14 protein-coding genes are annotated in these 16,852 nt (G+C 63.9%); 7 read left to right on the top strand and 7 right to left on the bottom strand.

What is annotated here, in order from left to right:
- Window positions 1–250: 250 nt before the first annotated feature.
- Window positions 251–586 (bottom strand): putative quinol monooxygenase, encoded by a 336-nt coding sequence (locus ACZYOF_RS35720; protein WP_282530299.1) that lies wholly within the window; start codon window positions 584–586, stop codon window positions 251–253.
- 278 nt (window positions 587–864) lie between these two features.
- Between ACZYOF_RS35720 and ACZYOF_RS35715 the strand changes: the two genes are divergently transcribed.
- Both ACZYOF_RS35715 and glcF read left to right on the top strand, forming a co-directional pair.
- Window positions 865–2,103, top strand: a complete 1,239-nt coding sequence (locus ACZYOF_RS35715) for an FAD-binding protein (protein ID WP_463718696.1) — start codon at window positions 865–867, stop codon at window positions 2,101–2,103.
- Window positions 2,100–3,413, top strand: coding sequence for a glycolate oxidase subunit GlcF (glcF, locus tag ACZYOF_RS35710; RefSeq protein WP_282530297.1), 1,314 nt, complete (start codon window positions 2,100–2,102; stop codon window positions 3,411–3,413). The genes ACZYOF_RS35715 and glcF overlap by 4 nt, the downstream gene beginning before the upstream one ends.
- Before the next feature lie 164 nt (window positions 3,414–3,577).
- Here the strand turns inward: glcF and ACZYOF_RS35705 are convergent, their stop codons facing one another.
- A complete protein-coding gene (locus tag ACZYOF_RS35705; protein WP_463718695.1) occupies window positions 3,578–3,988 on the bottom strand; it encodes a hypothetical protein in 411 nt (136 codons plus the stop codon).
- Window positions 3,989–4,344: 356 nt separating this feature from the next.
- Here ACZYOF_RS35705 and ACZYOF_RS35700 point away from each other — a divergent pair, with 356 nt between their 5' ends.
- The gene (locus tag ACZYOF_RS35700) at window positions 4,345–5,355 is read left to right on the top strand and encodes a TorF family putative porin (protein WP_130582628.1); all 1,011 of its coding nucleotides are present in this window, start codon (window positions 4,345–4,347) and stop codon (window positions 5,353–5,355) included.
- A 240-nt stretch (window positions 5,356–5,595) separates the two neighbouring features.
- On the opposite strand, the gene ACZYOF_RS35695 is transcribed toward ACZYOF_RS35700, so the two are convergent.
- Complete coding sequence (locus ACZYOF_RS35695) at window positions 5,596–7,341, bottom strand: ABC transporter ATP-binding protein/permease (protein WP_463718694.1); 1,746 nt, start codon at window positions 7,339–7,341, stop codon at window positions 5,596–5,598.
- A gap of 324 nt (window positions 7,342–7,665) precedes the next feature.
- On the opposite strand from ACZYOF_RS35695, the gene ACZYOF_RS35690 reads away from it, so the two are divergent.
- Window positions 7,666–9,330, top strand: a complete 1,665-nt coding sequence (locus tag ACZYOF_RS35690; protein WP_463718693.1) for an L-lactate permease — start codon at window positions 7,666–7,668, stop codon at window positions 9,328–9,330.
- Between the two features lie 185 nt (window positions 9,331–9,515).
- The gene (locus ACZYOF_RS35685; protein WP_463718692.1) at window positions 9,516–9,926 is read left to right on the top strand and encodes an META domain-containing protein; all 411 of its coding nucleotides are present in this window, start codon (window positions 9,516–9,518) and stop codon (window positions 9,924–9,926) included.
- A 2-nt stretch (window positions 9,927–9,928) separates the two neighbouring features.
- On the opposite strand, the gene ACZYOF_RS35680 is transcribed toward ACZYOF_RS35685, so the two are convergent.
- Window positions 9,929–10,582 (bottom strand): hypothetical protein, encoded by a 654-nt coding sequence (locus ACZYOF_RS35680; RefSeq protein WP_463718691.1) that lies wholly within the window; start codon window positions 10,580–10,582, stop codon window positions 9,929–9,931.
- Window positions 10,583–10,854: 272 nt separating this feature from the next.
- Between ACZYOF_RS35680 and ACZYOF_RS35675 the strand changes: the two genes are divergently transcribed.
- A complete protein-coding gene (locus tag ACZYOF_RS35675) occupies window positions 10,855–12,132 on the top strand; it encodes a DUF937 domain-containing protein (RefSeq protein WP_463718690.1) in 1,278 nt (425 codons plus the stop codon).
- A gap of 41 nt (window positions 12,133–12,173) precedes the next feature.
- On the opposite strand, the gene ACZYOF_RS35670 is transcribed toward ACZYOF_RS35675, so the two are convergent.
- From ACZYOF_RS35670 to ACZYOF_RS35660, 3 genes are all read right to left on the bottom strand, one after another.
- A complete protein-coding gene (locus tag ACZYOF_RS35670; RefSeq protein WP_463718689.1) occupies window positions 12,174–13,373 on the bottom strand; it encodes a hypothetical protein in 1,200 nt (399 codons plus the stop codon).
- A gap of 246 nt (window positions 13,374–13,619) precedes the next feature.
- Complete coding sequence (gene groL / locus ACZYOF_RS35665; RefSeq protein ID WP_282530289.1) at window positions 13,620–15,257, bottom strand: chaperonin GroEL; 1,638 nt, start codon at window positions 15,255–15,257, stop codon at window positions 13,620–13,622.
- Between the two features lie 161 nt (window positions 15,258–15,418).
- Entirely contained in the window at window positions 15,419–15,715 is a 297-nt protein-coding gene (locus ACZYOF_RS35660) for a co-chaperone GroES (protein WP_130582605.1), read from the bottom strand.
- 344 nt (window positions 15,716–16,059) lie between these two features.
- Here ACZYOF_RS35660 and ACZYOF_RS35655 point away from each other — a divergent pair, with 344 nt between their 5' ends.
- Window positions 16,060–16,575, top strand: a complete 516-nt coding sequence (locus ACZYOF_RS35655; protein WP_130582606.1) for a hypothetical protein — start codon at window positions 16,060–16,062, stop codon at window positions 16,573–16,575.
- Window positions 16,576–16,852: the final 277 nt, after the last annotated feature.

Here is a 16,852-nt window from a genome sequence, read left to right as displayed (position 1 = left end):
ACGGTTGTGGCCGGAGGGGTAACGGGCGACTTCGCCACGCGTCTTGGCCGGTGGCCACCGGCCAAGACGCTAAATCGCTTCCATCGCACAAATCATGCCCGTGCAGATACAAGGGGTTCTCTCCACGTGCGCAGGTGTTCGTGGAGAGAGACCCCTCACCCTAGTGAGTACGTTGCCCGCGCCGGAGTAGCCCTCTCCCGCAAGGGGAGAGGGCGCAGTAATTGGCACCGCGACACGCGACTATCGACTGTCACAGCAGCGTGTATTGCAGGCGTTCGCGTTTTGCCAATAGCGGCAGCGCTTCGCCGGCGATGTAGGTCTTGAAATGCGCGCTGTCCTGATGCGCCTTGAAGGCGGCTTCGTCGCGGAACAGTTCGTAGAACAGGAACTGCGCCGGGTTGTCCTTGGCGCGCGAGATCAGGAACAGCTTTGCACCAGGCTCGCTCTGTGCCTCGGGCAGGAAGCGCGACAGGATATCGGCGATCCGGTCGGCCTGACCTTCCTTCGCCTCCCATTGCGCGACCACCAGCAAGCCGCTGCCATCGACGGCCTCTTTCACGGTCTTGTCGATTGCATATTGACCCATAACCATTGCTCCTTTGATTGGGTTGCGTGGAAGCCGCTTCCTACATCCGCGGCTGCCGATGATAATTCGATACAGGACGAATTATGATCGAAATCGCTTCGATATTGATCGAAGTATATCTGCATATGGAGGCGCCAGGATCGCGTACCGAATGGATCGCGGGCGGGCGACTGGGGAAGCGCCATCTTCCGCCACGGTACCCTTGTGTCCGGCATTGATGCCTATAGAAGGGATGGCGGGAACGGTAGCGGCTGCGGTGGAAAGGCAGGACGATAGGCGTGGACATCAGGAAGGTACGAGATGCTGAAGACGTCGAGCAGGTGGTGCGGGCGGCGATCGCCGCCGAGCAGCCGCTCGAGATCATCGGCCATGGTTCCCGGCGAGAAATCGGCCATCCGATGGCGACCAATGCGGTGGTCGATCTCTCCGCGCTGAATGCGGTCGTCTCCTATGAGCCGAACGAACTGATCATCACAGTGCAGGCGGGCGCGCCATTTGCCGACGTGCAGTCACTGATCGATGCCAAGAACCAGCAATTCGCCTTCGAGCCAGTCGATACCTCGGTGCTGCTCGGCATGAAGGGGAGCGGCACCATCGGCGGCATGATCGGGGCGGGGCTCGCCGGGCCGCGCCGGATCAAGTCCGGCGGCGTCCGCGACCACCTGCTCGGCGCCCATGCCGTCTCCGGCTTTGGCGACAGCTTCAAGACCGGCGGCAAGGTCGTGAAGAACGTCACCGGCTACGACCTCTGCAAATTGCTCAGCGGTTCCTGGGGCACGCTCGCGGTGATGACCGAGGTGACGCTGAAGGTGATGCCGAAGCCGGAAGCCGAACGCACGCTCATCCTGCGCGGTCTCGACGACGTCACCGCAGGCCGCGCCATGACCGCGGCGCTCGGCTCGCCCTTCGATGTCTCCGGGGCGGCGCATCTGCCCAATTCGGCGTTCCGTCCGACCGACGCTGCGCTCGTTGCTCTGGGGGCGCCGGAGCAGGCCGTCACGCTGTTGCGGCTCGAGGGGATTGCGGCATCGGCCGCGCACCGTGCGGCCCACCTCGCCAAGACGCTCGCCTCCTACGGCGCGGTCGAGACCATCGAGGACGCCGCCTCCCTCTCGATCTGGAGCGCGCTGCGCGACGTTGCGCCGTTCGCGGCGGCTGGCGCGCTCGGCGCCTGGCCGGTATGGCGGATCGTCTGTCCCCCGGCCTCGGGCGGCGCGCTCGGGCAGGCACTGGCGCGGGAGACCGGCGGCGATGTCGTCTACGATTGGGGCGGCGGATTGATCTGGGCGGCGGTGCCGCCCAAGGTGGACGCGCAGGCCGCGCAGGTCAGGGGCCGCGTCGAGGCTGCCGGCGGCCACGCCACCCTGATCCGTGCCTCCGAGGAGGTGCGGCGTGCCGTCGACGTGTTCCATCCGCAGCCCCGCGGGCTCGCCGATCTCAGCGAGCGTGTCCGCCAGAGCTTTGACCCCAGGAACATCCTCAACCGCGGCCGGCTGACGCGGGGGACTGCATCATGAAGACCGAATTCTCGCTCGCCCAACTCGCCGATCCCGATATTGCCGAGGCCGACAAGATCCTGCGCGCCTGTGTCCATTGCGGCTTCTGCACCGCGACCTGTCCGACCTATGTGCTGCTCGGCGACGAGCTCGATAGTCCGCGCGGCCGCATCTACCTGATCAAGGAGATGCTGGAAAAGGACAAGCCGCCGACGGCGGAGGTGGTCAAGCATATCGACCGCTGCCTCTCTTGCCTCGCCTGCATGACCACCTGTCCGTCCGGCGTGCATTACATGCACCTCGTCGACCAGGCCCGGGTCAGGATCGAGCGGGACTATCAGAGGCCGTTCACCGAGCGGCTGCTGCGTTCCGTGCTCGGCTTCGTGCTGCCGCGACCCGGCGCCTTCCGCACCAGCATGGTGCTGGCCCGCTTGGCCCGGCCGTTCGCGGCACTGTTGCCGACGCCAAGGGCTGACGCCACTCCAGGCCTGCTCCGGCGAATCAAGGCGATGCTGGCGCTGGCGCCATCCCACCTGCCGCCGGCGGGTCCGTCGGCGGGAAGTGTGTTCCCGGCGGTTGGGACACGGCGGGGACGGGTCGCGCTGTTGCAGGGCTGCGCCCAGCAGGTGCTGGCTCCGCGTATCAACAAGGCCGCCATCAACGTGCTGACCCGCCACGGGGTCGAGGTGGTGCTGGTCAAGGATGAGCAATGCTGCGGCGCGTTGACCCATCACCTCGGGCAGGACGGCGATGCGCTCGCCCGCGCCCGCGCCAACGTCACGGCATGGCGGAATGAGGCGGAACAGCGCGGCCTCGACGCCGTCCTGGTGACCACGTCAGGCTGCGGCACCGTGATCAAGGACTATGGTTTCATGCTGCGCGAGGACCGCGAATTCGCTGCTCCCGCCGCAAAGGTCTCCGCGCTGGCAAAGGACATCACCGAATATCTGGCCGGCATCGAGCTCGATCCGCCGCGCCTCGAAGACGAGATCACCGTCGCCTATCACTCTGCTTGTTCGCTGCAGCACGGGCAGAAAATCACAGGCCTTCCGAAAGAATTGCTTTCCAAGAATGGATTCGTGGTGAAAGATGTGCCGGAGAGCCATTTGTGTTGCGGTTCGGCGGGGACCTACAACATTCTCCAGCCCGACATTGCGATGAGGTTGCGCGATCGGAAGCTCGCCAACCTCGCGACAATCAAGCCGGACATGATTGCTGCGGGCAATATTGGCTGCATGGTTCAGATTGCCGGCGGTACGTCAGTTCCTGTGGTGCACACGATTGAGCTTCTCGATTGGGCGACAGGAGGTCCTCGGCCAGGGGTGAATTGATCGATTGCCTATCGCGCATGAACCGGACCCGGGGGCCGTGTTGGGGCGACGTGGGTAGCGGTTTTCTCCACGACAGGCGCACGCGTTTGCGCGGAGGCCATGCGCGACAAAGGACGGGGCGGGAGGTGCTTCGAACAAGCACGATCCCGATCCGGGCAAGCGGACTATTCGAAGCGCTCGATAGACTGAATCAGCGGCAACAGGAGGATCACGATGGCTAAAGCGAAGAAGGGTAAGAAGGGGAAAAAGGCCAAGAAGGCTAAGAAGGCGGTAGCGGCCAAGAAGAAGTCCGCGAAGAAGGTCGCCAAGAAAACCGCGAAGAAATCTGCCAAGAAGGCTGCCAAGAAATCCGCGAAGAAGTCGGCAAAGAAGGCCGCCAAGAAGAGCGCGGCAAAGAAGGCTGCAGCTCCCAAGCCGGCGGCACCGGTCGCTGCCCCCACTCCCGCGCCGGAGCCCGAACTCGGTCCGAGCTGGGCTACCCCCAGCCCTTCGGAGAGGTCGGAAGGCTCGGAGGACTCCTCTAGTCCGTCCTGACGCAACCAGGCAGCACCTGACGCGAGAGCCGCAGCCTTCACCGCTGCGGCTCTTTCGCTTTCCGGAGCACTGATTGTGGGGCGACACGGCTCGATGATTCGGCGGCGCTTGGACTCGGACCGCTGCAGCAGAGACTCACTCCGCCACGTAGGAGAGGTGCGGATTTACTTCACAAGGCACGGAAGTCGGTAAAGTTGTTGTGAGATTGCAACACCCGCCAACAACCTCTCTCAAAAAGGACGGAACGCCTAAAAAGTCGGCACATGCTCGTCTTTTTTGCTTCAACACAAGGGGCATCGCGTTCCAGATTGCCTGCGGAATTTGGTCGCAGTCGGAGATCGCTCGCCCCGGGGGGCCGGAGGAGCTGGACTGTTTTCTTGAACGTGTGGGGATTCTTATGAAGAAACTGGCTTTGTTAGCAACGGCGCTGGCAATGTTCTCGAGCTCGGCAATGGCTGCCGACATGGCGGTGAAGGCCGTCAAGGCGCCGCCGCCGCCCGCGTTCGAGCCCTGGGATTTCGCCTTCGGCGCTGCGCTGATGAGCGACTACGTGTTCCGCGGCATCACCCAGTCCAACCACAAGCCCTCGGTGGCCGCCTATTTCGAGCCGCGCTACAACGTGACCAAGGACCTCCAGCTCTATATCGGCGCCGCCGGCGAGAGCATCTCCTTCGCGAACCGCGCCGCGGCCGAGATCGATATCTACGGCGGTATCCGCCCGACCTTCGGCATCTTCGCCTTCGACTTCGGTGTCTGGGGTTACCTGTATCCGGGCGGGCAGTGCTTCGGTTCGCAGTACACCCTGCTGCAGGGAAATTGCGGCAACGACCTCGACTATTCGCAGGGCGCGCTGGGCCTGCCGATCAATGGCAACTTCGCCAAGAGGGACGCGAGCTTCTACGAAGGCTACGCCAAGCTCAACATTGCCATCAACGACCAGTGGGCGGTGGGCTTCAACGAATACTACTCGCCGAACTTCCTGAACCTCGGCGCCTGGGGCAACTACGCCTCGATCACCGCCAAGTGGATCGCGCCGAGCACCACCTTTGGCTCGACCGGTATCGGTATGTATGTTTCCGGTGAGTTCGGCCGTCAGTGGCTTGGAAAGTCTGACGTGTTCTACGGGATTGCCGGCGATCCCCTGTATGCGAACGGTATCCAGGAGCCCAGCTACAACACCTGGAACATCGGCATCGGCTTCACCTACAAGGTGTTCACGCTGGATCTACGCTACTCCGACACCGACATGTCGAGGGGTGATTGCAACGCCTTCACCAGCGACCACACCGCCAAGTTCGACGGCAGCTTCACGCCGATCAATCCCGGTGGCTTCGGCTCGAACTGGTGCGGCGCAGCCGGTATCGCCAAGCTCTCGGCTGACCTGACCGCGATCTCGAACCTGAAGTAAGTTCCACACGCGTGGATCAGGGGGCGGCGGAGCGATCCGCCGCCCTTTTCATTGTGTGCCGAGTATGAACGACAGCTTGGAGGTGGAAGTCCTCTATCCAGCCTGATGACGGCGAAGGATTAGCGCCGTAGCCCGGGTGGAGCGCCAGCGTAACCCGGGACCGCCGGTAGACGCTGATGCAGGTGTCCAGGGTTGCGCGTTCCGCTCCACCCGGGCTACGCACGACGTGCGTATCCCGCTTTAAGACGACGCGGCGACTTTGGCGGTATCGCGCAACCCGAACCGGTCGCCATCGCGGACCAGCGCGATCTTGCGCTGATGGAATTCCTCCAGCGTCGAGCGGTGGCCGATCGAGACGATCGTGGTGGCGGGCAATTCCTCCATCAGCAAACGATAGAGGGCAGCTTCCGAAGGCTCGTCGAGCGAGGCCGTCGCCTCGTCGAGGAACAGGTAGTCGGGCGCATGCAAGAGCGCGCGCGCCAACCCCAGGCGCTGCTGCTCGCCGAGCGACAGCATCCTGTTCCAGTGTCCCTCTTCTTCCAGCCGTGAAGCAAGCTGCGGCAGGCCGATCTGGGCGAGCACTTCCCTGATCCTGTCGGCGCTGAACTTTTCGGCTTCGGCGGGATAGACGATCGCCGCGTGCAGCGAGCCGATCGGGAAATAGGGCTTTTGCGGCAGCATCATCAGCGAGGCGTGCTCGGGAATGAGGATCGAGCCGCTGCCGAACGGCCAGATGCCGGCGACCGCTCGGAACAGCGTCGACTTGCCCGCGCCGGACGGCCCGGTCACCAGCGTGCGTTCGCCGGGCCGAAACTTGAGCCCGGTCGCCGCGACCAGCGGCGCGCCATTGGGCAGTTTCACGAGAAGCTCTTGCAGCGCGATTGCATCGCTCGCCGCAGGCGCCGCTTTGACCGCGTCGGGGTCGGTAGCGAGCCTTCCCGCCTCCGCAATCGATCGCTCGAAGCCATCGAGACGGGCAACCACCGCGCGCCATTCCGCCATGGTGCGATAGACCGATATGAAGAACGACAGCGCATCCTGCACCTTGCCGAACGCTTCCATGATCTGCATCACGGTTCCGAGCTGGATCTTGCTGGCGAAATAGGCCGGCGCGGACAGGATGACGGGAAACACCACCGCGGCCTGCGAGTAGCTCTGCGTGAACGCTGTCAGCCGCTTGGTCCGGCTCATGATGCCGTACCAGTTGGAGACCACGTGGCTGAAGCGTGTCGATAGCTGCTCGCGTTCGGCGCGATCGCCCTTGAGCAGCGCGATCTGTTCGGAGTTCTCGCGAACCCGCACCAGGTTGAAACGGAAATCGGCTTCCAGCCGCTGCTGATCGAAATCGAGTCGCACCAGCGGCGAGCCGATCCACTGCGTCAAGGCCGTGCCGAAGATGGCGTAGACCAGCGCCCCCCACACCAGATAGCCTGGGAACGACACGTCGCTGCCGAACAGATGCAACGGCGCCGCCGCAGACAAGCCCCAGAGAATTACGACGAAGGATGCCAGCGTCACGATCGAGCTCAACAGCCCGATGCCGAGCCCCAGCGTCTGACTAACGAACATCTTGATGTCGTCGCTGATGCGCTGGTCCGGGTTGTCGGCGGCATCGCCGTGAAGCTGCATGCGGTAGTGGTTGGCATCGTGCAGCCATTCGCCGAGATATTTGCTCGTCATCCAGCGGCGCCAGCGGATCTGAAGCCACTGGTTGAGATAGAGCTGATAGATCGACAGCACGGTGAGGACCGCGGCCAGCACGCAGAACACGATGAGCTCGCGGACGAAGCCGTCCCAGTCCCGCTCCTGCAGCGCGTTGTAGAAACGATTGCGCCACTGGTTCAGCAGCACATCGTTGGCGACCAGCGCCAGCTCGATCGCGATGACCGCGGCAAGCAGGCCGCGGCCGGCCCATTTGTCTTCGGAGTTGAAATAAGGCGCCGCAATGCGCCACACCGTCGCGAGCGTCGAACGAATGTTGTTCACAGATTAGCGTCTCCGGGGGACCGCCTACAAAGGCTTGAAAAAACGGGACAATCAGGGAACCTTCAGACTAAAGTCGTGGGTTCCTCGGTCAGCGTCCACTTGTCGCAGCATGATAGTTAACCCTAGCATGCCACGGCGACGCGGGGCGGCGGACTTTCTGATTTCGCGAGGTTGTGAGCGTTTCGGCTGTGCCGGCTCGTGCAGGCATGTTTCGCACGACAGATATTTGATTGCGCCCGGTGCGCCGGGTCCATGCCCGCGGCGCGCCGACGCAAGCCGCCGGCGGGAAGCCGCCACCGGGAACCTTGGGGAGGAACAACAAAAATGTGGAACCAAATCTACAACCCGCTCGGCAACGCCGCGCTGTCGACGATCGCAGCCGCCGTTCCCGTGGTCACGCTGCTGGTCCTGATCGCCAGCGGCAGAGTGAAGGCGCATGTCGCCGCCATCATCGCCGTGATCGTGACCAACCTGATCACGATCTTCATCTTCACCATGCCCGTGAACATGTCGGTCCGCGCCACGTTGCTCGGGGTGGTGACCGGCTTCTTCCCGATCGGCTGGATCGTGCTGAACGTCATCTTCCTCTACCAGATCACGGTGGCGACCGGGAAATTCGAGCTCCTGAAGCGCGCGGTCGGCGGCGTCACCGAGGACCGGCGCTTGCAACTGCTCCTGATCGCGTTTGCCTTCGGCGCGTTCTTCGAAGGCGCCTCCGGTTTCGGCACGCCGGTTGCGATCACGGGCGCGATCCTGATCGGCCTCGGCTTCTCGCCGCTCGCGGCTTCCGGTCTGTCGCTGATCGCCAACACCGCACCGGTCGCCTATGGCGCGCTGGGCACGCCGATCCTGGGTCTCGCCTCGGTCACCGGGCTTGACCCTTACGTGCTTGGCGCGATGGTCGGACGGCAATTGCCATTGTTCTCGCTGATCGTGCCGTTCTGGGTGGTGTGCGCGTTCGCCGGCTGGCGGGGCATGAAGGATGTCTGGCCAGCGATCCTGGTCACCGGCGTCTCCTTCGCGGTCCCGCAATTCGTGATCTCGAATTTCATCAATCCCTGGATCGTCGACATCGGCGCCTCGCTGATCTCGATGGGCTGCCTGATCCTGTTCCTGCGCGTCTGGCAGCCGCGGCAGCTCTGGCTGTCGCCGGCGTTGCGCGGCCACGATGAATCGGCCGCCACCATGGCGGCGCCGAAGACGCTGGACAAGACGCCGCTCACGCAAGGCGAATTGTGGAGCGCGCTGTTGCCGTGGATCATCGTCTGCATCCTGATGCTGGTCTGGGGCAACGGCGCGTTCAAGGCCTGGGCCAACGCCAATTTCGTCTGGAACTATCCGGTGCCCGAGCTCGACAAGCTCATCAACAAGATGCCGCCGGTTGCCGCCAAGCCGACGCCGGAAGGCGCCGTGTTCGGCTTCACCTGGCTGTCCTTCACCGGCACGGGCATGCTGATCGCAGCGATCATCTCGGGTCTCTTGATGGGCTTCTCGCCGCTGCGACTGATCACTGAATACGGCCGCACCATCCGCCTGTGCGCGATCTCGCTGATCACGATCTCGGCGATGCTCGCGATCGGCACGCTGACGCGGCTGTCCGGTGTCGACGCCACGCTCGGCCTGGCCTTCGCCGCAACCGGCGTGCTCTATCCCTTCTTCGGCACGCTGCTCGGCTGGTTGGGCGTCGCGCTGACCGGATCGGACACCGCCTCCAACGTGCTGTTCGGCAATCTGCAGAGGATCACCTCCGAGCAATTGGGCCTGTCGCCGATCCTGATGGCCGCCGCCAACTCTTCCGGCGGCGTCATGGGCAAGATGATCGACGCACAATCGATCGTGGTCGCCTCGACCGCGACCAACTGGTACGGCCATGAAGGCTCGATCCTGCGCTACGTGTTCCTGCACTCGATCGTGCTGGCCTGCCTCGTCGGCCTGTTCGTGACGCTGCAGGCCTATGTCTACCCGTTCACGGAGATGGTCCTGAAGTAGTCGCTCCGGCTCGTAGCCCGGGTGAAGCGCCAGCGTAACCCGGGTCCGCTCGTAGACACTGGCACAGATGTCCCGGGTTGCGCGTTCCGCTCCACCCGGGCTACGAACTCGTCTCCGCATGGCCGGCTTGGCCATCGTCAGATGCGTCCAATAGAAGAGCGCATCGCTGATCTCAGAGAGAGTTCATGGTTCCACGGAATTGCACCAGAACAGCCGTCGCCCTGGCGCTGCTCGCGACCGCGGTTGCGGCAGGTCCGGCGCGCGCCGAGGAGGAGTTTCCCTTCGGCTTCGAAATATCGCTCGATGCCGCGCGCATGCCCGGCTCCAAGCGCATCCCTTCGCTCGAGATCGGCGACAATGGCGAGGTGGTGCTGGAACTCTGGTGCAAGGGCGGCAAGGGCCAGTTCTCGGTGGCCGGCAACACCATCATCTTCGTTCCCGGCGCGATGGAAACCCGCAACTGCCCGCCCGACCGGACGCAGGCCGACGACGATCTGCTTGCGGCGCTCGGTGACGTCGCGACCTGGCGCCGTCAGGGTGACCTCGTCACCTTGACCGGCTCGAAGACGCTGCGCTTCCGGCTCAACACGAATTAGGACTAAGGCGCCGCAATCAATCCGTTGGCGGTACCGACGATCCAGCGGTTACCCCAGCGCACGATGGTTTCGATACGCCCGAGCCCGGGAATCGTGTCGCCGCGCGCGGCCATCCGAATGCCGTCAGGGCCGTCGAGAACAGCGGTTCCGTCCCGGACATCGACAACCGTCCAGCCCGATATGGTGGTCGGTCTCGTTTCCGGTGCCGGCGCCAAAGGTGGCCTCGCCATCGCCGCGCCGGAGGGAGCAGCATTTGCCTGGGAGGCGAACGGGTTTGGGGCGCGCGCGGCCAGGTGAGTGCTCGCGGGTAAGGGCTTGGGAATGCTTCCTACGACGGCCGCTGTCTGCAGATCTGATGTGGATGTTGTTTTTTTGGTGCCTTCGATCCTGCCGCCTGGTCTTGCTTCAGCGGTTCGAGGCGAAGACGTGACTTTCTGGGCGACCGAGCCGAGCCCGAGCGTGCTTGCGAACTCAGGCCAGTTCAGACCGCCGGCCCATCCCAACCCAAAGGCTGCCATCAGTGCTATCGCGGGCAGCGCAATGGTGCGCGCCCAATCGCCGCCGTGAGGCCCTCGCACCACCAGAACGTCATCGCGATTCTGGTGCAAGAAATCCGACAGGCGCGCCGGCTGCTCCGGCAACTCGCCGTCAGCCACATTCCCCGACCAGGTGCTTCCAAGGGTACTCGGCTCGTGGACTTGCATAGCGTGACCCACGTTCGGCTAAGCGATGATGTTCCCGGAAATTGAATCGAACCTTAACGATCGACCGAATGAACTGCGTCGCGATGCCGCCCCGATCGCGGCCCCGGCAGCCGGCCATCCCAAATGGAGCTGGCAAAATTCCATGTCAGGCTGCTGAGCGAGCGGCTATCAACCTGCAAGGCTCTCCGTATTGTGATTAGACAGGTGCGAATTTTGGGGCGGACATGCTCGCGCAGTGGGAAAGTCCGCTGGCAGGCACGGAAATCTGCAGGTTCGCCCCGATATTTTGCCCGCGCCTGACAGCCGGAATCGAAATCTCTGACGTGGGCATGCGACGTGATGATTGTTCAGTCATCCTGTCTCAACCACTTCGCAACGATGGAGAGATCGCCATGGCTGTGAACCTCGTCTCTGTTGTCATGCAATGTCTGACTCCTGACCTGATCGCCAGGATCGCGTCCTCTCTGGGGCTTGATCGAGACATCGTGCAAAAGGCGATAGGAGGTGGCGTCCCCGCGCTGCTTTCGAGCTTGGCCGAGGTGGCCTCCACCCCCGGTGGCGCCCGTCAGTTGTCCAGCGCATTGTCGCAGCAGCAGCCCGGAGCGCTTGAAAGCCTGAAGAATGCGATGGCAGGTCCTGGCCAGGCGGCGCTCGCGGAGAGCGGATCGGCCACGCTGGCCGGCCTGTTTGGCGGCCGGGCGCTGGAAACGGTATCTGAGGCCATCGCCAAATTCGCAGGGATCGGCGAGGGCTCCGCCAAGTTGCTGACCGGCATGCTTGGTCCTGTCGTCCTCGGGGCGTTGGGGCAGCATCAACGCAGCGTCGGTATGGAGGCAAGCGGGCTGACATCGCTCCTCGCCTCGCAAAAGGACCAGATCGCTGCGGCGCTTCCATCGGGTCTCGCCGATCAACTGAGCGCTGCCGGTCTCATCGACAGGGCGGGGGAGAGCGTGCGCAGCGGAGCTTCGGCGGCCGCGAGCCGCGTCGCCGGGGCGTCTACACGCTACACGCCAAACAACGCGATGTCGCAGTGGCCCTATTGGCTGGCTGGCCTTGTCGTGCTCGGCGGTCTCGTCTGGTACGCAGTCCAACGCCCGGGTGAACAGACTGTCGCCGAGCAACCCGCTGCAACGCGCCCCGCAACCGGGACCGTAGGCGTGGCACCCGCGAATTTGACCGTCGACGGGGTGAACTTGGCCAGCCAAGTCGATTCGTCCGTCAACACCTTGAAGTCCGCGCTATCAGGCGTCACAGACGTGGCTACCGCTCAAGCGGCTCTGCCCAAGATCAACGAGGCGACAGCGCAGTTGAACGATGTCAGCGCGCGAGCTGGCAAGCTTCCCCCGGAAGGACGAAGCGCACTCGCCAAACTGATCGTCGTGGTGACGCCTTCGATCTACCAGATGTGCGACAAGGTGATGGCGATGCCCGGTGTTGGGCCCGTCGCGAAGCCCGCGATTGATGATGTTCGCGCAAGGCTTGACGCGCTCGCGCGAGTCTGAGCTGCGCGCACGGCGAGCCGGTCACATATCGCCGCGTGGCCCTACTTCCACGCGGATTTGTCGGCGTCCCAGCGCTGGGCCTTGAATTCCTTCGCCAGCGCCTCGATCGAGCCGTTGTCGTCGGGCGGCTCGCCGCCTTCCTCATCGCCGACGGAGTCTTCCGAGAGGTTCAGCTTTGGGCCTGGGCCTTCGTCGGCGGTGGTGACCACCGGGCTCGAGACCCACAGCATCAGCCTGTCCGACGCGCCGGGCTTGTCCGAGGACACCAGCGCCGAGATCTCGACGGTCTCGGTGAGGCCGAGCGCGGGATAGACCTGGCTCGGACGCTTGAAGGTCAATTTCAGCTTGCCGGTGTTGGCGTTCCATGACGCTCCCGACAGCTTTGCCGCCAGCGTCTTGCTGAGCACGCCCGATATCGCTGATGCAATCTTGTCCCTGTTGATCTTGTCGCCGCTGAGCCAGTCGGCGGCGGCGAAGCGGATTGTGCGGTCCATCTCGACGCTGCCCGTGGTCCAGCCGGCCGCGACCACGCCCGGCGTCGCCTTGGCCTTGGCGACGAGGGCCGGGGCCTGTTCCGGATCGACCGTCAGGTTGATGGTCTGCTCGCCGGCGCGCAGCGCGTCGCAGGTGATGGCGAGGCTCGAGAGACCGACCTCGACGGCCTGGCCCTTAAGGCTCTTCAGGAAGTCCAGCGCCGCGTCGAGCTTGACGCGCACGCCGACGGATTCGGGAGAAACTTCGGTAAAGTCCTTCGGTGCCGGCGTGATGCCGTCATCGGTGGTCTGGCTCTCCTGAAATTCCCGTTCCGAAAGGTCGGTATTGTCGGAGGAGGCCACTTCCGTCACCGCCTGGCCGATCGTGATCTGGCCGCGGAATTCGAAACTGTCGCCGGTCGGCTTGCGCACGAGCTTCACCGTGACGGGCGATTTGTCATTCAGGCTCTGCGTCGAGCCGCTCAGGTTCTGGCCGTTGACCGCGAGGTTGACGACGAAACGGTCCTTGCGATCGGAACCTTTTTCCGCGGGGTAGCAGACGTCGAGCACCGCCGCGCTAACGTTCTTGCCCTGGCGGGTTTCCTTCAGCACCGCGTCGGCATTGCCCTCCATCAAGCCGTCGATCGCGGTGAAATAGCGCGTTTCGGTGGTGCCCGGCGCCGTCTTGGACGGCAGCTTCATCTGGGCAAGAGCGAGATCAGAAGAGGCCGTGATGAGGCCCAACAGGCAGAGCAGGAGCACGCGCATAGGAAAATCCTCGGCGATAGAATCAGCGACGTCGTAACTACCAAACCTCGATCCTAGATCATGATCCGATTAGACGAAATCGGATCATGATCCATCTCTTTGTTTGAGCATGATCTCCGCGCAAACGCTTCGCGTTTGTCGCGAGGGAAAACCGGTTTCCACTTTTCCGGACCATGCTCTATTGCCCAAAAAAGAAGGCCGCCCGGAGGCGGCCTTCGTATCTGATATCTGCGAACGGGCTTGCGCTCAGAAGCCCATGCCGCCCATGCCGCCGCCTCCGGGCGGCATCGCCGGCGCCGGCTCCCTCGGCAGTTCGGCGACCATGGCTTCCGTCGTGACCAGGAGGCCGGCGACCGAGGAGGCGTCCTGCAGCGCCGTGCGCACAACCTTGGCGGGATCGATGATGCCTTCCTCGACCATGTCGACATATTCCTCGGTCTGGGCGTCGAAGCCGAAGGTCTCCGACTTGTTCTCGAGGATCTTGCCGACCACGATCGAGCCTTCGACGCCGGCGTTTTCCGAGATCTGGCGCACCGGCGCTTCGAGGGCCTTCAGCACGATGTTGATGCCGGCCTGGACGTCGGAATTGTCGTTGGAGAGACGACCGACCGCCTTCTTGGCGCGCAGCAGCGCCACGCCGCCGCCGGGCACGATGCCTTCCTGCACCGCGGCGCGGGTTGCGTTCAGCGCGTCCTCGACACGATCCTTCTTCTCCTTGACCTCGACCTCGGTGGCGCCGCCGACGCGGATCACCGCGACGCCGCCGGCAAGCTTGGCCAGCCGCTCCTGCAGCTTCTCGCGGTCGTAGTCGGAGGTGGTCTCCTCGATCTGCGCCTTGATCTGGCCGACGCGGGCTTCGATGTCGGCCTTCTTGCCGGCGCCGCTGACGATCGTGGTGTTCTCCTTGTCGATCACGACCTTGCGGGCGCGGCCGAGCATCTTGATCGTGACGTTCTCGAGCTTGATGCCGAGCTCCTCGGAGATCAGCTGGCCGCCGGTCAGGACCGCGATGTCCTCCAGCATCGCCTTGCGGCGGTCGCCGAAGCCGGGCGCCTTGACGGCGGCGACCTTCAACCCGCCGCGCAGGCGGTTGACCACCAGCGTCGCCAGCGCCTCGCCCTCGACGTCCTCGGCGATGATCAAGAGCGGCCGGCCGGACTGCACGACGGCTTCCAGCACCGGCAGCATTGCCTGCAGGCCGGAGAGCTTCTTCTCGTGCAGGAGGATGTAGGCGTCCTCGAGCTCGGCCGTCATCTTCTCGGCGTTGGTGATGAAATAGGGCGAGAGGTAGCCGCGGTCGAACTTCATGCCTTCGACGATGTCGACCTCGGTCTGCAGCGACTTGTTCTCCTCGACCGTGATCACGCCCTCATTGCCGACCTTCTGCATGGCCTGGGCGATCATCTTGCCGATCGCGGTGTCGCCATTGGCCGAGATGGTGCCGACCTGGGCAACCTCCGAGGAGGCGGCGACCGGCTTGGCGCGCTTCTCGAGGTCCTTGACCACGGCTTGCACCGCGATGTCGATGCCGCGCTTCAGGTCCATCGGGTTCATGCCGGCGGCAACCGCCTTGCCGCCCTCGCGCACGATCGCCTGCGCCAGCACGGTCGCGGTGGTGGTGCCGTCGCCCGCGGTGTCGTTGGTCTTGGAGGCGACTTCGCGCAGCATCTGCGCGCCCATGTTCTCGAACTTGTCCTCGAGCTCGATCTCCTTGGCGACGGTGACGCCGTCCTTGGTGATGCGCGGGGCACCGAAGCTCTTTTCGATGACGACGTTGCGGCCCTTCGGGCCGAGCGTGACCTTCACCGCATTGGCAAGGACATCCACGCCGCGCAGCATGCGCTCGCGGGCTTCTCCGGCAAATTTAACGTCTTTGGCAGCCATATCTTGCTCCTGGATAAATGGGATGGTGCGGCCGCCGCTTCTTACGCGTCATTGCCGGGCTTGACCCGGCAATCCATCACTTCGCAGACTCTTCCGAAGAGAGATGGATGCCCGGGTCAGGCCCGGGCATGACCAGCGGTGCGCGGCGGATTCGGCTCGGCTCAGGTCAGAACGCCCATGATGTCGGACTCCTTCATGATCAGGAGTTCCTCGCCGTCGAGCTTGACCTCGGTGCCCGACCATTTGCCGAACAGCACGCGGTCACCGACCTTGACGTCGATCGGGATCAGCTTGCCGGTCTCGTCGCGGCCGCCCGGCCCGACGGCGGTGACTTCGCCCTGAGAGGGCTTTTCCTTGGCGGTGTCGGGGATGATGATGCCGCCCTTGGACTTCTCTTCGGCCTCGATGCGCTTGACCACGACACGGTCATGCAGCGGGCGGAATTTGGATTTAGCCATGACGTTCCCTCTTGGAGGCTCGGTTTCAGGTCTCATTCATCGAGGCCGGGGTTGAATGCCGGCCGGTCGATGGATCGCGGGCAGGATATCCGGCGCGTTAGCAATCATCGCGCCAGAGTGCTAATTGTGGGGCGGGAAATATGGCTTGGCGCCTTTCCTGTCAAGCAAAGTGGTTAAGGCCTTGGTGAGGCCAATATAGGATGCTGCAAGCAAATCAAATCAGAGCCCAGGTTGGCGTTCTCACGTCATCGTTTCGACGTCATTGCTCTGCCTTACGTTTTACGCTTGGCTGCAGGACGGGTGCGGCCCAAGGTGCGGCCCAAGGATATTTCGGGGGAATACGGATGATCGGATCAGGTGACGCGCGCGCGGTTGCGAGGCTCGCGTCCGTCTTAGCGCTGACGCTTCTGTTGGGCGCGTGCAGCAGCTTCAACCTGCCGTCGCTGTCATCCAACCCGGAGCCCGCGCCTGAGCCGGGGGTGGCGCCGGAAATGCCCGCCACCATCCGCTCCGACGAGATCGTCGGCCGCTGGGGCCTGGCCTCCTACCAGAATCCGACGGACCGCGCCCGTACCGAAAAGATGGCGCGCGACCAGTGCAAGCAGCCTTACGTGATCGGCGCCGGCCAGTCCGGCGGCGTGATCATGCATCTCGCAGATCAGGCCACCCCGCAGGAGCTGCGTCTGAAGGGCTCTCCGAGCGGCAAGAACTATATCGGCCCGCCGGGGCCGTCCGGCGGCGAGCAGGACCGCGAGATCGTCTCCTTCGACGGCCGCGTCATGGTGACCCGCTTCGTCGACAAGGACGCCGCCACCCGCTACGGCAACATGGTCTACGTCCGCTGCGCGCCGCGGGCGTGAAGTGCCAATTGCTGTGCCCTCGCCTCTTACAAGGAGGGCTATATGCGGCGGTGCCGGTTGATGTGCCCTCGCCCCTTGTGGGAGAGGGCAGCTCCGCTGCCAGAACCGGACTCATTCGGGTGAGGGGTTCTCTCCACGAGCACCGTCGCCCGTGGAGAGAACCCCTTGTATCTGCACGGGCATGATTTGTGCGATGGAAGCGATTTAGCGTCTTGGCCGGTGGCCACCGGCCAAGACGCGTGGCGAAGTCGCCCGTTACCCCTCCGGCCACAACCGT

This window comes from Bradyrhizobium sp. LeoA1Lang (assembly GCF_055413685.1).
This window is presented reverse-complemented; position numbering and strand designations above follow the sequence as displayed.

Excerpts from the sequence above, each read along its gene's own strand:
- ACZYOF_RS35720 (WP_282530299.1), bottom strand. The coding sequence starts at position 586 with ATGGGTCAATATGCAATCGACAAGACCGTGAAAGAGGCCGTCGATGGC.
- glcF (WP_282530297.1), top strand. The coding sequence starts at position 2,100 with ATGAAGACCGAATTCTCGCTCGCCCAACTCGCCGATCCCGATATTGCC.
- ACZYOF_RS35700 (WP_130582628.1), top strand. The coding sequence starts at position 4,345 with ATGAAGAAACTGGCTTTGTTAGCAACGGCGCTGGCAATGTTCTCGAGC.
- ACZYOF_RS35690 (WP_463718693.1), top strand. The coding sequence starts at position 7,666 with ATGTGGAACCAAATCTACAACCCGCTCGGCAACGCCGCGCTGTCGACG.
- ACZYOF_RS35685 (WP_463718692.1), top strand. The coding sequence starts at position 9,516 with ATGGTTCCACGGAATTGCACCAGAACAGCCGTCGCCCTGGCGCTGCTC.
- ACZYOF_RS35675 (WP_463718690.1), top strand. The coding sequence starts at position 10,855 with ATGCTCGCGCAGTGGGAAAGTCCGCTGGCAGGCACGGAAATCTGCAGG.
- ACZYOF_RS35670 (WP_463718689.1), bottom strand. The coding sequence starts at position 13,373 with ATGCGCGTGCTCCTGCTCTGCCTGTTGGGCCTCATCACGGCCTCTTCT.
- groL (WP_282530289.1), bottom strand. The coding sequence starts at position 15,257 with ATGGCTGCCAAAGACGTTAAATTTGCCGGAGAAGCCCGCGAGCGCATG.
- ACZYOF_RS35660 (WP_130582605.1), bottom strand. The coding sequence starts at position 15,715 with ATGGCTAAATCCAAATTCCGCCCGCTGCATGACCGTGTCGTGGTCAAG.
- ACZYOF_RS35655 (WP_130582606.1), top strand. The coding sequence starts at position 16,060 with ATGATCGGATCAGGTGACGCGCGCGCGGTTGCGAGGCTCGCGTCCGTC.